Source organism: Streptomyces sp. NPDC091412, from assembly GCF_044756885.1.
In the GTDB taxonomy this organism is placed as follows: domain Bacteria; phylum Actinomycetota; class Actinomycetes; order Streptomycetales; family Streptomycetaceae; genus Streptomyces.
This window is the reverse complement of sequence record NZ_JBIVTV010000005.1, coordinates 447,024-462,622: the sequence shown is the minus strand read 5'-3', so window position 1 is coordinate 462,622 and position 15,599 is coordinate 447,024. Positions and strand designations below refer to the sequence as shown.

Sequence of the window (15,599 nt, the reverse complement as noted above, 5' to 3'; positions counted from 1 at the left end):
GGGACGACAAGAGCGCCTGACCTTGAGAAAAGAGTGAGAGCGCACTGAACAACGGGAAGCGAAGAGCCGTACTACACGGCATCCCCCGGCAGGCACCGGCCGGGGGACCAGACGCGCCGCACCTGGAGGGTCGTCCGTTGTTCAGCATCACCGTCCGCGATCACATCATGATCGCCCACAGCTTCCACGGCGAGGTCTTCGGGCCCGCGCAGCGTCTGCACGGCGCCACGTTCCTCGTGGACGCCACCTTCCGGCGCGAGCAGCTGGACGACGACAACATCGTCGTCGACATCGGACTGGCCACGCGGGAACTCGGCGCCGTGGTGGGCGAGCTGAACTACCGCAACCTCGACCACGAGCCCGACTTCGCCGGCATCAACACCTCCACGGAGTTCCTGGCCAAGGTCATCGCCGACCGGCTCGCCGAACGGATCCACAAGGGCGCCCTGGGCGAGGGCGCCAAGGGACTGGCCGGCCTCACCGTCACACTCCACGAGTCGCACGTCGCCTGGGCGAGTTACGAGCGTGCGCTGTGACCGACACGACCGTCCACCGCCCCTCGCCCCTGGCCTACCTGCCCGCGCAGCGCGTCGGCTCGGAGAACGTCGGGATCATCCCCATGTCCCTGCGCACCGTGCACTTCGTCCTGCCGGGCGGCGTCGACGACCCGGCCACCCCGAGCGGCGGCAACGCCTACGACCGCCGGGTGAGCCTGGACCTGCCCGGCTTCGGCTGGCAGGTCAGGGCGCATCCCGTGGACGGTGCCTGGCCCCGCCCCGACACCCGGGCCCGTGACGAACTCGCCCGCGTCCTGCGCGAGTTGCCCGACGGCGCGGTCGTCCTCCTCGACGGGCTGGTCGCCTGCGGGGTGCCCGAGACGATCGTGCCCGAGGCCGAGCGGCTGCGCCTGGCCGTCCTCGTCCACCTGCCGCTCGGCGACGAGACGGGACTCGACCCGGCCGTGGCCGCGGAACTGGACGCCAGGGAACGCCAGGTGCTGCGCGCGGTGTCCGCCGTCGTCGCCACCAGCGACTGGGCGGTGCGCCGCCTCGTCTCCCACCACGGCCTCGCCCCCGAGCGGGTCCACGCCGCCACCCCCGGCGCCGACATCGCGCCCCTCGCCCCCGGCACCGACGGGGTCTCCCGGCTCCTGTGCGTCGCCTCGGTCACCCCGCGCAAGGGACAGCACCGGCTGGTGGAGGCACTGGCCGCGGCCACCGACCTGCCGTGGAGCTGCACCTGTGTCGGCGCGCTCACCCAGGACCCCGCCTATGTCGACCGGTTGCGCGGCCTGATCGCGGAGTACGGCCTGCAGGACCGCTTCCACCTGATCGGACCGCGGGCCGGAGCCGAGCTCGACGCCAGCTACGCCGCCGCCGACCTGATGGTCCTCGCCTCCTACGCGGAGACGTACGGTATGGCGGTCACCGAGGCCCTCGCCCGGGGCATCCCGGTGCTCGCGACCGATGTCGGCGGGGTGGGCGAGGCGGTCGGCCGCGCCCCCGACGGCGGGGTGCCCGGCATCCTCGTACCACCGGAGGACCCCGCGGCCCTCGCCGCCGAACTGCGCGGCTGGTTCGGCGAGGCCGACGTCCGGCGCCGGCTGAAGTCCGCCGCCCGCGGCCGGCGCGCCGCCCTCGACGGCTGGGCCAACACCGCCCGCAGCCTGGCCGGCGTGCTCGGCCGGCTGCCGAAGGAACCCAGGAGGGCGGCATGACCACGCCGGATGCGTCCATGGAGGCCGTCCGGCCCACCGGCGCCATCCCGTCCGAGCCGGGCACGTGGGAGCGGCCCGCTCCCGCCCCGGGCGCGGCGGGGCGATCGGCCCCCGAGACGGCGCGGCTCGCAGGAAAGGACCCCTCGGCCATGGCGGACACCGGCGCGTTCTCCCCACAGGCGGCTCAGCACTCCGAGCCCCCGGCGGTGATTCCGGGGGCCGGGCCCGCGCAGCGGCCCGGGGAACGGGCCACCGTAAGGCTTCGGGAGGGCGCGACGGAGGAGGAGCCGCCCCGGTACGCGCCCGAGTGGTTGCAGCTCCGGGAGGCGGCGGACGCCGCCGCGCGGGCGACGGAACTGCTCGATCCGCTGCGGATCCGGCTGGTCAACCTGCCGAGCCGGCACGGCGGGCTCGTGGTGCACGACCTGGGATGCGGCACCGGCTCGATGGGCCGCTGGCTCGCCTCCCGGCTGGACGGCGCCCAGCACTGGGTCCTGCACGACCGCGACCCCTACCTGCTGCACTTCGCGGCCGTGGCCTCCCCGCGCGCCGCCGCCGACGGCAGCCGGGTCACCGTGGAGACGCGGCGCGGCGACGTGGCCCGGCTCACCCCGGACGCCCTGTCCGGCGCGTCCCTGGTCACGGCCTCCGCGCTGCTGGACGTCCTGACCCGCGAGGAGATCGACACCCTCGCCGCGGCCTGCGCCGGGGCGGGCTGCCCGGCGCTGCTGACCCTCTCGGTGGCCGGCCGGGTCGAACTGACCCCGGCCGATCCGCTGGACGCCGAGATCACCGAGGCGTTCAACGCCCATCAGCGGCGCACCGGACTGCTCGGTCCCGACGCGGTCGACGCGGCCTGCGAGGCCTTCGCCGCGCACGGAGCCACCGTACGACTGGACCCGAGCCCCTGGCGGCTCGGCCCCGATCAGCGCGAAGTGACCGCCCAGTGGCTGCGCGGCTGGGTCGGCGCGGCCGTCGAACAGCGTCCCGAGCTGAAGCCGCGCGCGGACCGTTACCTCGCCGACCGCCTGGAGGCCTGCGCGGCAGGGGAGTTGCGGGTCGTCGTGCACCACAACGACCTGCTGGCGCTGTCCCGGCCGACGGATCGTGCCGCATGAGCGCGCAGGCGGTGGACGCACCTCTCGTACGCGACCCGAAGGCGGGGGAGTACGACGCCCCCGGTGCCGCCGACGTGTCCGCCCCGGACGCGCTCGCCGCACCTGACGGGGCCGGCGTACCCGGAGGGGCCGGCGCACTTGACGGTGCCGACGTGTCCAACGCGCCCAGCGCTCCCCGTGCCCACGGCACATCAGGCGGCGACCTCCGCGGCCGTACCCCGCTCGCGGCTGCGCTCTCCCGCCTCAACACCCCTGCCGCGCGGACCCACTTCGGTACCGTCGCCGGAGTCGCCATCCTCGCCGTGCTGTTGTGGCGGCTGGGCACCGGCGTCTTCCTGGACGGGCTGCGACGGATCGACACGCCGACCCTCCTCGTGGCGCTGGGCATCGGGGTGGTCACCACCGTGTTCAGCGCCTGGCGCTGGCAGTTGGTGGCCCGTGGCCTGCGCATCCGGCTGCCGCTCGGCCCGGCGGTGGCCGACTACTACCGTGCGCTGTTCCTGAACGCGGCGCTGCCCGGCGGCGTCCTGGGCGATGTGCACCGGGCAGTGCGGCACGGGCAGAGCGCCGGCGATCTGGGACGCGGCGTGCGGGCCGTGGTCCTCGAACGGGTCGCCGGGCAGATCGCGCTCGCCGTCACCGGCGCGGCGGTCCTGCTCACCCTGCCGTCCCCCGTGCGCGACCAGACGCGGCACCTCGTGGCCCTGCTCGCCTTCGCCGCCGCCGGCGCGTTCGCCATCGTCCTCGCCCTGCGCATGAACCGCGCGCCCTCGCACCGGGGGCGAGCCCTGCGCCGCACCCTCGCCGAGGCCCGCGAGGGACTGCTGTCCCGCCGCAACGGGCCCGGCGTCGCGCTGTCCTCGGCCGTCGTCCTGGCCGGACACATCGGGATGTTCGTGGTCGCCGCGCACGTCGCCGGCCTCGCCGCCCCGGTGCTCGTCCTGCTGCCCCTGGCCGTCCTCGCGCTGGTCGCCATGGGACTGCCGCTGAACGTGGGCGGGTTCGGGCCCCGCGAGGGCGTCGCCGCCTGGGCGTTCGGCGCCGCCGGACTCGGCGCGAGCACCGGAGTGGCCGTGGCCGTGGTGTACGGGGTGCTGAGCTTCGTGGCCGGTCTGCCGGGCGCCCTCGTCCTCGTCGCCCGCTGGTACACCGCGATGCGCGCCGGGTCCCACCCCGCCGAACCGGCCCCGGAACCCGGCCGCGCCTCCGGCGGGGACTATCCGCGCCCGCTCCCCGGCAACTCCCATCCCTCGGACGTGAGCAGCGAGAAATACGGCCCGAAGGAATCCGCCAGGCTGTTCAGCAGTTCCTCACCCTTTTCCGAGGAACCCAGGGAAGGGCGGCCGATGACGCCCGATTCGGTATAGGCGGCCATTCCGGCGGTGAGCAGATGCCGCCGGTCGTCCGCGACGAAATCGGCGGACTCGTAACCGGCCCGGACCATTTCCGGATGAGCGTGCAGAAGAATGGAGGTCTCGATTTCCCCCGCGTGCATGTCGGTGAGCGGCGAGGTGCGCACCCCGGCCGCATCGAGGGCCGTCTGCCAGTCCTCCGCGGCGGGGAACAGCGCGAGGCGCTCACCGCGCGCGGAGGCCTCCTGAACGACGTTGCCCAGCACGTAGTTGCCGCCATGACCGTTGACGACCACCAGGGCCTCGACGCCGGAGCGGCGCAGCGAGTCCGCGATGTCCCGCACCACCGCATGAAGGGTCACGGAAGAGATGCTGACGGTTCCCGGCCAGGCGGCGTGCTCGTGCGAGCAGGAGATCGTCACCGGTGGAAGGAGATGCACCGGGTACGCGTCGGCGATCCGGCGGGCGATGGCACAGGCGACCAGCGTGTCGGTCGCCAACGGGAGGAACGGGCCGTGCTGTTCGAAACTGCCCACCGGCAGCACCGCCACCTGCCGTGAGAGGTCCGCCCCCCGCGTCCGTACGTCTTGCGTGGTGTCCGCCGGCAACAGACCATGTGCCGTCGGCCGCGTTCCCGAACCACTCATTGTTTTCCGGCCTTTCGTCTCTGCTTAGGAATCAGATCATGACAGAAGACCTCGGCGTACTCGGCAAGAAGTCGGCCCGGCGCACGGGCGTGGAGCGCGTCGTGAATGCCCCGCTGCCCACCGTGTACGGGAAATTCCAGGCGGTCGGCTACCTGGACCACGACCGCGGTGACGAACAAGTCGCGCTGGTGCACGGCGACATCGGCACCGACCGGGTCCTGGTCCGGCTGCACTCGGAGTGCCTGACCGGGGACGCCTTCGGCTCCCAGCACTGCGAGTGCGGCGACCAGCTCGACGCCGCGCTGCGCGCCGTCGTCGCCGAAGGCAGCGGTATCGTCGTCTACTTGCGCGGGCACGAGGGCCGGGGCATCGGGCTGCTCGCCAAGCTGCGGGCGATGGCCCTTCAGGCGGAGGGCCTGGACACGGTCGAGGCCAACCTGGCGCTCGGTCTGCCGGTCGACGCCCGCGACTACGGCGTCGCCGCCGGGATGCTGCGCGACCTGGGCGTGCGGTCGGTACGTCTGATGTCCAACAACCCGCGCAAGCGCGATGCGTTGGTGCGGCACGGCATCCAAGTCGCCGAGCAGGTACCGCTGCTGATCCCGCCGTGCGAGAGCAACATCACCTACCTGCGCACCAAGCGGGAGCGACTCGACCACCACCTGCCCCACCTGGACGCGGTGGCGCACCTGTCCTGAGCCGGGCGGACCGGGGCCGTACCGGCGGCCGGACCCGGGCCGGGCCGCTCCCGGCCGGGCAGTCGGCGACGAAGCGGGAAACCCGGCGGGCGACCGCCGGGATCCCCCGCCCCGCGCCCTCGCCAGGGGCCCACGCGCGGGAGAGCGACCACTGGGGAATGCGCGGCTCGGCCCCACTGGTTGACCGGGATATGACTCAGGACACGCCGTACGACGCCGTGCAGGACGCCCTGCTGGCGCTGCTCTCCGAAGGCCGCGGTGGGGTGCTGGTCACCCTCAAGCGGGACGGCCGGCCCCAGCTGTCGAACGTCGCCCACGCCTACGACCCGGACGAGCGGGTCATCCGCGTCTCGATCACCGACGACCGCGCCAAGACCCGCAATCTGCGCCGGGACCCGCGGGCCTCCTACCACGTCACCAGCCCGGACCGGTGGGCCTACACGGTCGCCGAGGGCACCGCGGACCTGTCACCGGTCGCCGCGGACCCGTACGACGAGACCGTCGAGGAACTGGTCCGCCTCTACCGGGACGTCCTCGGCGAGCACCCCGACTGGGACGACTACCGGGCCGCCATGGTCCGCGAGCGCCGCCTGGTGCTCCGCCTGCGGGTGGAACGGGCCTACGGCATCCCCCAGGGCGCCGCCGGTGGGTGAGGCGCGCCCTGTCCGGGGGCGGCGCCGGTACGGGTGCGGCTCTCGATCGCCCGCAGGACCGCCACCATGTCCTGTCCGCCGTGGCCGAGCGACACCGTCTCCTCGAACAGGGCGTGGCACACGTCGAGCAGCGGGGAGGCGGTGCCGGACGCGCGTGCCGCCCCGGCGATCAGCCGGTTGTTCTTCAGCACGTCGAGGACGGCCGCCTGGACGTCGAAGTCCCCGGACAGCAGCTTGGGTGCCTTCATCCGGGAGACCGGGCTGGCCATCGGGCCCACGTCCAGGACGTCGAGGAACAGCCGAGGGTCGAGCCCCTGCCGCTCGGCGAAGTGGAACGCCTCGGTGAGCCCGGTCACCAGCGTGATCAGGAAGAGGTTCACCGACAGCTTCGTCAGCAGCGCGCCCGGTGCGGGGCCGCACACGAAGGTCTCCCGGCACAGGGGAGCGAGCAGCGGCCGTACGGTCCCCACCGCTCGCTCCTCACCGGCCAGCATCGCCACCAGGTGGCCGTTCTCCGCCGGGACGCGGGAGCCGGAGACGGGCGCCTCGACATAGCTCCCGCCCGCAGCCCGTACGTCGGCCTCCAGGGCGCGCGAGGAGGCGGGCGAGGTGGTGCCCATGTGGACGACCACCCGCCCCGCGACACGCGCGGCGAAGTCCGGCCCGCCCCGGCCGAGGACCGCGTCGGTGGCGGCGTCGTCCGCCAGCATCAGGAGCACCACGTCCGACCGGGCGAACACCCCGGCGGGGTCCGCCGCCACCTGGGCGCCGGCCGCGCGCAGGGGAGCGGTACGGGAGGCCGTTCGGTTCCACACGGTGAGGGGAGTGCCGGAGCGGGCCAGCCGGAGGGCCATGGGCTGTCCCATGACTCCGAGACCGATGAAGCCGACGTTCACGAGGACCGCCCTGAGGTCGAGACCGTGCTATGACAGCGGTCATAGTAGCCGCGTTCATGACGGCGGTCATAGGATGGGGCGCGAGATGCGTACGGAGCCGGGAGGCCGACTATGACGGGTACCGAGCCGGGACCGCGCGAGCGGATGGTCTTCAGCGCGGCCCAGCTCATCCGGCGCGACGGCGTGGGCGCGACCGGGATGCGGGAGGTGGCCGCCCACGCGGACGCGCCCCGCGGATCCCTCCAGCACTACTTCCCGGGCGGCAAGGAACAACTGGTCAACGAGGCGGTGGCCTGGGCCGGCCGGTACGCGGGCCGGCGTGTCGCCCGCTTCATGGCGGGCCTGGCCGAGCCGACGCCGGGCGGGCTGTTCGCCGCGATGGTCCGGCAGTGGACCGACGAGTACGAGACGGCGGGATCCCTCTCCGGCTGCCCGGTCGCCGCGGCGACGGTGGACTGCGCCTCGGCCCACGCGTCCACCCGGGAGGCGGCCGCCGCCGCGTTCACGGCCTGGCGGGCGCCGGTCGCGGAGGCCCTGACGGGCATGGGCGTACCGGCCGAGCGCGCCGGACCGCTGGCCACGCTGATGATCAGCTCCCTGGAAGGGGCGATCATCATGGCCCGCGCCGAAGGAGGCGTACGGCCCCTGGAAACCGTGGCCCGCGAACTGGGCCCCCTCCTGGACGCGGCCGCGCCCCACTGACCACCTCCCGGCGACCCGCACACACGCCGACACGGCACCCCCGATCCCACTCAGGCGACCTGACGACGCGGCACCCCGCGCTTGCCCGTCCCTGCGTCGGCACGTCCTCCGAGCGCGCCCGTTCGCCCCTCGTGCGGGCCTTGGACGCGCTCGTGCGCCCAGCGGCATGGCGCCCCGCGCGCGCCCGTGAGGCTGTCGGCACGGGGCCCTGTGCTTGCCCGTGAGCTTGTCGGTGCAGTGCTCCGGGCGTGCTCGTGCGCCCGGCGGCATGGCGCCCCGTGCGCGCCCCTACGCCTGTTGGGCGGGAGCCTTGGACGCGCTCGTGCGTCTGGCGGCGCGGTGCGCCGAAGGTGCTCGTGTGCCTGGCGGTGCAGGGGCCCGAGCGGGGTCTGCGTACTGCGGCGCAGGGCGCGCGGTGCTCCGCGTGCCGACTCGTGCGGACGGTGCGGAGAGCGCCCGGCGGCGGTCCGGGGTGTCAGTCCTTCTTCGTCTGCTCCTGCGGCGCCGCCTCCACCGCGTGGCCCCCGAACTGGTTGCGCAGCGCCGCGACCATCTTCATCTGCGGGGAGTCCTCCTGCCGGGAGGCGAACCGCGCGAACAGGGCGGAGGTGATGGCCGGCATCGGCACGGCGTTGTCGATGGCGGCCTCCACTGTCCAGCGGCCCTCGCCGGAGTCCTCCGCGTAGCCGCGCAGCTTCTCCAGGTGCTCGTCGTCGTCCAGGGCGTCGACGGCGAGGTCCAGCAGCCAGGAGCGGATGACGGTGCCCTGTGTCCAGGAGCGGAACACCTCGCGCACGTCGGTGACCGAGTCGACCTTCTCCAGCAGCTCCCAGCCCTCGGCGTAGGCCTGCATCATCGCGTACTCGATGCCGTTGTGGACCATCTTCGCGAAGTGGCCCGCGCCCACCTTGCCCGCGTGGACGAAGCCGTACGGGCCCTGTGGCTTGAGCGCGTCGAAGACCGGCTCCAGCCACCGGACGTGCTCCTCGTCGCCGCCGACCATCAGCGCGTAGCCGTTCTTCAGGCCCCACACGCCCCCGGAGACGCCCGCGTCGACGAAGCCGATGTCCCGCGCGCGCAGCTGTTTGGCGTGCTTCTCGTCGTCCGTCCACCGGGAGTTGCCGCCGTCGACGACGATGTCGCCCGGCTTGAGCAGGGTCGCCAGCTGGTCGATGACGCCCTGGGTGGCGGCACCGGCGGGCACCATCACCCAGACCGTGCGCGGCGCCTCGAGCCGGTCCACGAGATCGACCAGGTTGTCCACGTCGGAGAGGTCCGGATCGCGGTCGTAGCCCACCACGGTGAGGCCGGCGTTGCGGAGGCGTTCCCGCATGTTGCCGCCCATCTTGCCGAGGCCGACGAGACCCAACTGCATCGATGCCATGTCAGCTCACTTCCTGGATGTCGGACATTCAGACGGTCTCCTTGGCGCTCTCGCCGCGCAGGGCGACGGCGTACATCTCGTCGGCGTCGAGGCGGCGCAGCTCCTCGGCGATGAGTTCGGAGAGGGGGCGGACCTTCAGCGCGAGGGTGCGCGGCGGCTGGCCCGGCAGGGTCAGCGTGGCCAGCGGGCCCTCGGGCCGGTCGATGACGACCTCGCCGTTTTCGGTGCCCAGCCGTACGGCCGTGACCACCGGGCCGCCGGAGACCACGCGGTCCGCGCGCACGTCCAGCCGGGCCTCCAGCCAGCGGGCCAGCAGCTCCGCGCTCGGGTTGTCCGCCTCGGCCTCCACCGCCGCCGAGATCACCCGCATTCGGGCCTGGTCCAGGGCCGCGGCCAGCATCGAGCGCCAGAGCGTGAGCCGGGTCCAGGCGAGGTCGGTGTCGCCGGGGGCGTAGTTGCGCGCGCGGGTCTGCAGGATCTCCAGCGGGCGCTCGAAGGCGTACAGATCGGTGATCCTGCGCTGTGCCAGCCTGCCCAGCGGATCCTTCGAGGGGTTCTCGGGCGCGTCCACCGGCCACCAGACGACGACCGGCGCGTCCGGCAGCAGCAGCGGCAGCACCACCGAGTCGGCGTGGTCGGACACGTCGCCGTAGGTGCGCAGCACCACCGTCTCGCCCGTGCCGGCCTCGGAGCCCACCCGCACCTCCGCGTCCAGCCGGGAGTGCGTGCGGTCCCGCAGCGTGCGGGCGTGCCGCTTGATGACGAGCAGGGTGCGCGAGGGATGCTCGCGCGAGGCCTCCTCGGCGGCCTTCAGCGAGTCGTAGGCGTTCTCCTCGTCCGTGACGATGACCATCGTCAGGACCATGCCCACGGCGGGAGTGCCGATGGCGCGGCGGCCCCGCACCAGCGCCTTGTTGATGTCTCCCGCGGTGGTGTCGGTCAGGTCGATCTTCATGGCCTGCGCCAGCTCCGTCCGTCTCGTGCGAGCATCTCGTCGGCTTCCGGCGGACCCCACGTGCCCGCCGGGTACTGCGCCGGCCTGCCGTGGTCGTCCCAGTACGCCTCCACCGGGTCGAGGATCTTCCAGGACTCTTCCACTTCCTGGTGGCGGGGGAACAGGTTCGCGTCGCCGAGCAGTACGTCAAGGATGAGGCGTTCGTACGCCTCCGGGCTGGACTCCGTGAAGGACTCGCCGTAGGCGAAGTCCATCGTCACGTCCCGGATCTCCATGGAGGTGCCCGGCACCTTCGAGCCGAACCGGACCGTCATGCCCTCGTCCGGCTGGACGCGGATCACGATCGCGTTCTCGCCCAGCTCCTCGGTGGCGGTGGAGTCGAAGGGGGAGTGCGGGGCCCGCTGGAAGACCACCGCGATCTCGGTGACCCGGCGGCCCAGGCGCTTGCCGGTGCGCAGGTAGAACGGGACACCGGCCCAGCGCCGGTTGTCGATCTCCAGGCGCAGCGCCGCGTAGGTGTCGGTCTTCGACCGCGCGTTGATGCCCTCCTCCTGGAGGTAGCCGACGACCTGCCTGCCGCCCTGCCAGCCCGTCGCGTACTGGGCGCGCACGGTGTGGGCGCCCAGGTCCTCGGGCAGCCGCACCGACTTCAACACCTTCAGCTTCTCCGTGAGCAGCGCCTCGGCGTCGAAGGCGATGGGTTCCTCCATCGCGGTGAGCGCCATCAGTTGCAGCAGGTGGTTCTGGAGTACGTCGCGGGCGGCGCCGATGCCGTCGTAGTAGCCGGCCCGGCCGCCGATGCCGATGTCCTCGGCCATGGTGATCTGCACATGATCGACGTAGTGGCGGTTCCAGACCGGCTCGTACATCTGGTTGGCGAAACGCAGGGCCAGGATGTTCTGGACGGTCTCCTTGCCCAGGTAGTGGTCGATACGGAAGACCTGTTCCGGGTCGAACACCTCGTGCACGATCCGGTTCAGCTCCCGGGCGCTGGCCAGGTCGTGACCGAACGGCTTTTCGATGACCGCTCGCCGCCAGGAGCCCCGAGGGCCCTCCGCCAGGCCGTGCTTCTTCAGCTGCTGCACGACCTTGGGGAAGAACCTCGGCGGTACGGAGAGGTAGAAGGCGAAGTTGCCGCTCGTGCCGCGCGAGGAGTCCAGGTCCTCCACCGCCGCCCGCAGGTGCTTGAACGCCGTGTCGTCGTCGAAGTCGCCGGGGACGAACCGCATGCCCTCGGAGAGCTGCTGCCAGACCTCCTCGCGGAACGGCGTACGTGCGTGGTCCTGCACCGCGTCGTGCACCACCTGCGCGAAGTCCTGGTCCTCCCAGTCCCGCCGGGCGAAGCCGACGAGGGAGAAGCCCGGGGGCAGCAGCCCGCGGTTGGCCAGGTCGTACACGGCGGGCATCAGCTTCTTGCGGGACAGGTCCCCGGTGACGCCGAAGATCACGAGTCCGGACGGCCCCGCGATGCGCGGCAGCCGCCGGTCCCGGGGATCACGCAGCGGATTCACCCAATCGGCGGCCGCCGCCACCGGCACCCCGACATCGGCACCCGCGTCCGGTGCCTGGTTCTCCTTGGTGCGGGCGGCCGCGGTCCCGGTGGGGGCCTTGCGGTCGGGCGGTGCGGACCGTGACTCCGGCGCCTGGGCGCGGGTGGCCGCCGGGGCCCGGTCGTCCGTGGGGCCGGGGCCGGCGTTGGGGTCGGGACCGGGGCTCGGGGTCGTGGGCTTCGTGGCCGCGGTCGGCGCCCGGCCGCGGGCGGCCGCGGTGGCCGGTGGTCCGGTATCGGCCGCCGGGGAGGCCTGCGCCGCCGCCTCGGTGGGCTTCTTGCTCATTCCGCGTCAACTCCCTTGCTGTCGAGGGACCTGGCCACCGCGCCCGGCAGGCCGCCTTGCGGCGTGGCCTCCGGTGTGCTGATCACCGTGCCGGGTGCGGCCGGCTCGTCCGTCCACAGGGTGTCCTCGTAATACAGGGTGTCCTCGTACGGCGGATCCTTCACCTCGATCGGCGGACCCGCCAGGGTGGAGGCGCTCCGCGCCGGACAGGTACCCCGGGATTGCCGCCGTCATGGCTGCCGCGGTCATGGCTGTTTCACTCACAGTGAGCGTCTTCCATGCCGCGTTCGGATCATGCACGCGACGGGTGACGGGCGACGGGCGATGGGCGGCGGGCGAGGGGCGATGGGCGGCGGGCGGCGGGCGACGCGCAGCGCCGACGACACGGCACGGCAGGCAGCGGCCACGACACGGGTCACGGTACGGCACCGGGGCCCCACGCGCGCGTGGGGCCCCGGTGCCCGGAGGGAGGTGCGTGCCGGTCAGTGACCGAAGTCGAACCAGTTGACGTTCACGAAGTCCGCCGGCTGGCCGCTGCTGAAGGTGAGGTACACGTCGTGCGTGCCGGTCACCGGGCTGATGTTCGCCGGGACCGTCCTCCAGGACTGCCAGCCTCCCGTGTTGGCCAGCGCGAAGCTGCCGATGGGGGCGTTGCCGCGGTTGTCCAGGCGTACCTCGACCAGTCCGCTGACCCCGCTCGCCGCGCCGCTGGCGACCCGCGCGTAGAACTGCCCGGCCGCGGTGGAGCCGAAGTTCACGCCCTTGTAGAGGGCCCAGTCGCCGTTCGCTATGGAGCCGATGTTCTGGCCGCCGCCGGTGTCGGTGGTCGACTCGGTGACGACGCCGCTCTGGCTGTCGTAGGACTCGGCCTGGATCGGGCTGTAGGCGTCCCGGTTGCCGGACGGGGGTGGTGTGGTACCGCTCCCACCGTCAGAGGACTGGAGCACCTGCACGTAGTCCACGGTCATCGGGTGGCCGGGCTCGGTGCCGCCGTCCGGGCCGCCGCCGAACGCGCCGGGGAAGCCGCCGCCCATCGCCACGTTCAGGATGACGAAGTAACCGTGGTTGGTGGCGTTCGTCCAGGTCGTGGCGTCCACCTGGTTGGCCTTGACGGTGTGGAAGTTGACACCGTCGAGGTAGAAGCGGATCTGCTCGGGGCTGGTCGACTTGTCCCACTCCATCGCGTAGGTGTGGAAGCCGGCCTGGCAGGTGGTGCCCGTGCACGACGTCGAGTTGCCGATGCCCGACGTCTCGTTGCACGGACCGCCCGGGTTGGTGCCGCAGTGGATGGTCGCCCAGTTGGTGTTGAGGCCCTGGACGTTCTCCATGATGTCCAGCTCGCCGACCCCGGGCCAGTTCCAGTAGTTGCCGCGGAAGGGCGCGCCCAGCATCCAGAAGGCGGGCCAGTACCCCTTGGCGGCGGCGCCGGTGACATTGGGCATCTGGATGCGGGCCTGCACGCGCAGCTTGCCGCCGGCCGGGGGCTGGAAGTCGGTGCGCTTGGTCTCGATGCGGCCCGAGGTCCAGTTGCCGGAGGCGTCCCGGCGCGGGGTGATGAGCAGGTTGCCGCTGCCGTCCAGGGCGACGTTGCTGGTGCTGGAGGTCATCGTCTCGACCTCGCCGGTACCCCAGTTGGCGGCGCCGCCGGGGTAGGAAGTGCCGGTGTCGTACTGCCAGTTGGACGTGTTGACGCCGGTACCGGCCGGGCCGTCGAACTCGTCGAGGAAGACCTGCGTCCAGCCTGCCGGGGGTGTGGGGGCGGAGGCGTTCGCGGGCAGGGTCCCGGCGGTGGCGGCGGCCGCCGCCAGGCCGAGCGTGCCGAGGACGGCGACCAGCGCGCGCCGCAGGGAACGTCTGCGACGCGTCACGGCGGGTGCGACGGGGGGTTCACTCATGGGGGGTGCCTCTCGGGTACGAAGTGGGGGTGCTCGGATGCCTTGCTCGAACACGTACGGGGAGGTCTTGAGAGCGCTCTCAATCGTCTGTGCGCGGCCAATGTGCCCCCGGGCTCCGCCACCGTCAAGAGTTAAAACAAAGAAAGTCCTTGCGTGGAACGGGAGTTCAAGGCTTCACCACAACAGAAGGGACGTCCGACGTGCCCCTGGCCCGTGTCACCGGCCCCCGGCGCGGGGGTGGACGTGGACGTAGGGTGCAGGCGTGAGGCTGACGATTCTGGGCGGCGGCGGATTCCGCGTGCCGCTGGTGTACGGGGCACTGCTCGCCGACCGTGCCGAGGGCCGGGTCACCGAGGTCGTCCTGCACGACCTGGACGGCGGACGGCTGTCCGCGGTCACCAGGGTGCTGACCGAACAGGCCGCCGGCGCACCGGACGCGCCGGTGGTGCACGCCACCACCGATCTGGACGAGGCCCTGCGCGGCGCCGACTTCGTGTTCTCCGCCATCCGCGTCGGCGGCCTGGAGGGGCGCGCGGACGACGAGCGGGTGGCGTTCGCCGAGGGCGTGCTCGGCCAGGAGACGGTGGGCGCGGGCGGCATCGCCTACGGACTGCGCACGGTACCCGTCGCCGTGGAGATCGCCCGGCGGGTGGCCCGGCTGGCACCCGACGCCTGGCTCATCAACTTCACCAACCCGGCCGGACTCGTCACCGAGGCCATGTCCCGCCACCTCGGCGACCGCGTGATCGGCATCTGCGACTCGCCGGTCGGCCTCGGCCGGCGCATCGCCCGTGTGCTGGGCGCGGACCCGGGGCGGGCATGGATCGACTACGCCGGCCTCAACCACCTCGGCTGGGTGCGCGGACTGCGCGTGGCCGGCTGTGACGAACTCCCGCGCCTGCTCGCCGACCTCGAACTGCTCGGCTCCTTCGAGGAGGGCAGGCTCTTCGGCGCCGAATGGCTCCGGTCGCTGGGCGCGATCCCCAACGAGTACCTGCACTACTACTACTTCAACCGCGAGGCGGTACAGGCCCACCAGGGATCCGGGAAGACCCGCGGCGCCTTCCTGCGCGACCAGCAGGCCCGGTTCTACGAGGAGTTGCGGGATCCGCAGGCCGCCGCCCTCCCGGCCTGGAACCGCACCCGCGCCGAGCGCGAGGCCACCTACATGGCGGAGAACCGCGAGGCGGCGGGTGCGGGGGAGCGGGAGGACGACGACCTCTCCGGCGGCTACGAGAAGGTCGCCCTCGCCCTGATGCGGGCCATCGCCCGCGACGAGCGCACCACGCTGATCCTCAACGTCCGCAACCGGGGCACCCTTTCGGTGCTGGACGACGATGCCGTGGTCGAGGTGCCCTGCCTGGTCGACGCGAACGGCGCCCACCCGGTCTCGGTCGACCCGCTGCCCGGGCACGCGACCGGGCTGGTCTGCGCGGTCAAGGCGGTCGAGCGCGAGGTGCTCGCCGCGGCGGGGTCGGGCTCCCGTGCGACGGCCGTGAAGGCCTTCGCGCTGCACCCGCTGGTCGACTCCGTGAATGTCGCCCGCCGGCTCGTCGACGGCTACCTCGCCGTCCATCCCGGCCTGGCGTATCTCAGGTAGTCCGCCGGGCCGGTCGGTCGCTCCCCCGTACGGCGACCGACCGCCCCGTCCCCCGTGGTCCCCCGTCCACGTCCCCCGTCTTCCCCGTTCCCCCACCCTTGAGAGTCGCTGGTCCGGGCCCTGATACACCCCCGGCGGAAAAAATCC

At 72.9% G+C, this 15,599-nt stretch carries 14 protein-coding genes and 1 pseudogene; 8 read left to right on the top strand and 7 right to left on the bottom strand.

Translation table 11 applies throughout. The features are described 5' to 3' along the window. The first annotated feature begins 137 nt into the window (after positions 1-137). The 4 genes and pseudogenes from ACIQMV_RS16715 to ACIQMV_RS16700 all read left to right on the top strand — a co-directional run. Positions 138-536, top strand: coding sequence for a 6-pyruvoyl tetrahydropterin synthase family protein (locus tag ACIQMV_RS16715; protein ID WP_388481758.1), 399 nt, complete (start codon positions 138-140; stop codon positions 534-536). Next, positions 533-1,717: a glycosyltransferase family 4 protein gene (locus tag ACIQMV_RS16710; protein WP_402593401.1), complete on the top strand. Its 1,185-nt coding sequence runs from the start codon at positions 533-535 to the stop codon at positions 1,715-1,717. Before ACIQMV_RS16715 ends, ACIQMV_RS16710 begins: the two co-directional genes overlap by 4 nt. A gap of 149 nt (positions 1,718-1,866) precedes the next feature. Further along, positions 1,867-2,835, top strand: a complete 969-nt coding sequence (locus ACIQMV_RS16705; RefSeq protein WP_402593540.1) for a methyltransferase domain-containing protein — start codon at positions 1,867-1,869, stop codon at positions 2,833-2,835. Then, positions 2,832-3,890 (top strand): annotated as a pseudogene (locus tag ACIQMV_RS16700) (lysylphosphatidylglycerol synthase transmembrane domain-containing protein); the annotation flags it as partial. The gene ACIQMV_RS16705 and the pseudogene ACIQMV_RS16700, both read left to right, overlap by 4 nt. A gap of 161 nt (positions 3,891-4,051) precedes the next feature. Here ACIQMV_RS16700 and ACIQMV_RS16695 read toward each other — a convergent pair. Beyond that, a complete protein-coding gene (locus ACIQMV_RS16695) occupies positions 4,052-4,834 on the bottom strand; it encodes a creatininase family protein (protein WP_402593399.1) in 783 nt (260 codons plus the stop codon). A gap of 38 nt (positions 4,835-4,872) precedes the next feature. Here ACIQMV_RS16695 and ribA point away from each other — a divergent pair, with 38 nt between their 5' ends. Together ribA and ACIQMV_RS16685 are read left to right on the top strand one after the other, a co-directional pair. After that, positions 4,873-5,532 carry a GTP cyclohydrolase II gene (ribA, locus tag ACIQMV_RS16690; protein WP_141356462.1) on the top strand — a complete coding sequence of 220 codons (660 nt, stop codon included), beginning with the start codon at positions 4,873-4,875 and terminating at the stop codon, positions 5,530-5,532. A 191-nt stretch (positions 5,533-5,723) separates the two neighbouring features. Next, on the top strand, positions 5,724-6,185 hold the full coding sequence (locus tag ACIQMV_RS16685; protein ID WP_384184687.1) for a PPOX class F420-dependent oxidoreductase: 462 nt from the start codon (positions 5,724-5,726) through the stop codon (positions 6,183-6,185). On the opposite strand, the gene ACIQMV_RS16680 is transcribed toward ACIQMV_RS16685, so the two are convergent. After that, positions 6,152-7,081 (bottom strand): NAD(P)-dependent oxidoreductase, encoded by a 930-nt coding sequence (locus ACIQMV_RS16680; RefSeq protein ID WP_402593396.1) that lies wholly within the window; start codon positions 7,079-7,081, stop codon positions 6,152-6,154. The genes ACIQMV_RS16685 and ACIQMV_RS16680 overlap by 34 nt on opposite strands. A 111-nt stretch (positions 7,082-7,192) precedes the next feature. Here ACIQMV_RS16680 and ACIQMV_RS16675 point away from each other — a divergent pair, with 111 nt between their 5' ends. Beyond that, positions 7,193-7,783, top strand: coding sequence for a TetR/AcrR family transcriptional regulator (locus ACIQMV_RS16675; RefSeq protein ID WP_402593394.1), 591 nt, complete (start codon positions 7,193-7,195; stop codon positions 7,781-7,783). Positions 7,784-8,258: 475 nt separating this feature from the next. Here ACIQMV_RS16675 and gnd read toward each other — a convergent pair whose 3' ends face one another. From gnd to ACIQMV_RS16650, 5 genes are all read right to left on the bottom strand, one after another. Next, positions 8,259-9,158, bottom strand: a complete 900-nt coding sequence (gene gnd / locus ACIQMV_RS16670; RefSeq protein WP_141366036.1) for a phosphogluconate dehydrogenase (NAD(+)-dependent, decarboxylating) — start codon at positions 9,156-9,158, stop codon at positions 8,259-8,261. 37 nt (positions 9,159-9,195) lie between these two features. Next, complete coding sequence (gene opcA / locus ACIQMV_RS16665) at positions 9,196-10,122, bottom strand: glucose-6-phosphate dehydrogenase assembly protein OpcA (protein ID WP_141356455.1); 927 nt, start codon at positions 10,120-10,122, stop codon at positions 9,196-9,198. Further along, positions 10,119-11,957: a glucose-6-phosphate dehydrogenase gene (gene zwf, locus ACIQMV_RS16660; RefSeq protein WP_402593391.1), complete on the bottom strand. Its 1,839-nt coding sequence runs from the start codon at positions 11,955-11,957 to the stop codon at positions 10,119-10,121. The genes opcA and zwf overlap by 4 nt, the downstream gene beginning before the upstream one ends. Further along, complete coding sequence (locus tag ACIQMV_RS16655) at positions 11,954-12,121, bottom strand: hypothetical protein (RefSeq protein ID WP_402593390.1); 168 nt, start codon at positions 12,119-12,121, stop codon at positions 11,954-11,956. The genes zwf and ACIQMV_RS16655 overlap by 4 nt, the downstream gene beginning before the upstream one ends. 318 nt (positions 12,122-12,439) lie before the next feature. Next, on the bottom strand, positions 12,440-13,852 hold the full coding sequence (locus ACIQMV_RS16650) for a glycoside hydrolase family 16 protein (RefSeq protein WP_402593389.1): 1,413 nt from the start codon (positions 13,850-13,852) through the stop codon (positions 12,440-12,442). Positions 13,853-14,114: 262 nt separating this feature from the next. On the opposite strand from ACIQMV_RS16650, the gene ACIQMV_RS16645 reads away from it, so the two are divergent. Then, entirely contained in the window at positions 14,115-15,452 is a 1,338-nt protein-coding gene (locus ACIQMV_RS16645; protein ID WP_402593387.1) for a 6-phospho-beta-glucosidase, read from the top strand. Positions 15,453-15,599: the final 147 nt, after the last annotated feature.

Excerpts from the sequence above, each read along its gene's own strand:
- ACIQMV_RS16705 (WP_402593540.1), top strand. The coding sequence starts at position 1,867 with ATGGCGGACACCGGCGCGTTCTCCCCACAGGCGGCTCAGCACTCCGAG.
- ACIQMV_RS16695 (WP_402593399.1), bottom strand. The coding sequence starts at position 4,834 with ATGAGTGGTTCGGGAACGCGGCCGACGGCACATGGTCTGTTGCCGGCG.
- ribA (WP_141356462.1), top strand. The coding sequence starts at position 4,873 with ATGACAGAAGACCTCGGCGTACTCGGCAAGAAGTCGGCCCGGCGCACG.
- ACIQMV_RS16685 (WP_384184687.1), top strand. The coding sequence starts at position 5,724 with ATGACTCAGGACACGCCGTACGACGCCGTGCAGGACGCCCTGCTGGCG.
- ACIQMV_RS16675 (WP_402593394.1), top strand. The coding sequence starts at position 7,193 with ATGACGGGTACCGAGCCGGGACCGCGCGAGCGGATGGTCTTCAGCGCG.
- gnd (WP_141366036.1), bottom strand. The coding sequence starts at position 9,158 with ATGCAGTTGGGTCTCGTCGGCCTCGGCAAGATGGGCGGCAACATGCGG.
- opcA (WP_141356455.1), bottom strand. The coding sequence starts at position 10,122 with ATGAAGATCGACCTGACCGACACCACCGCGGGAGACATCAACAAGGCG.
- zwf (WP_402593391.1), bottom strand. The coding sequence starts at position 11,957 with ATGAGCAAGAAGCCCACCGAGGCGGCGGCGCAGGCCTCCCCGGCGGCC.
- ACIQMV_RS16650 (WP_402593389.1), bottom strand. The coding sequence starts at position 13,852 with ATGAGTGAACCCCCCGTCGCACCCGCCGTGACGCGTCGCAGACGTTCC.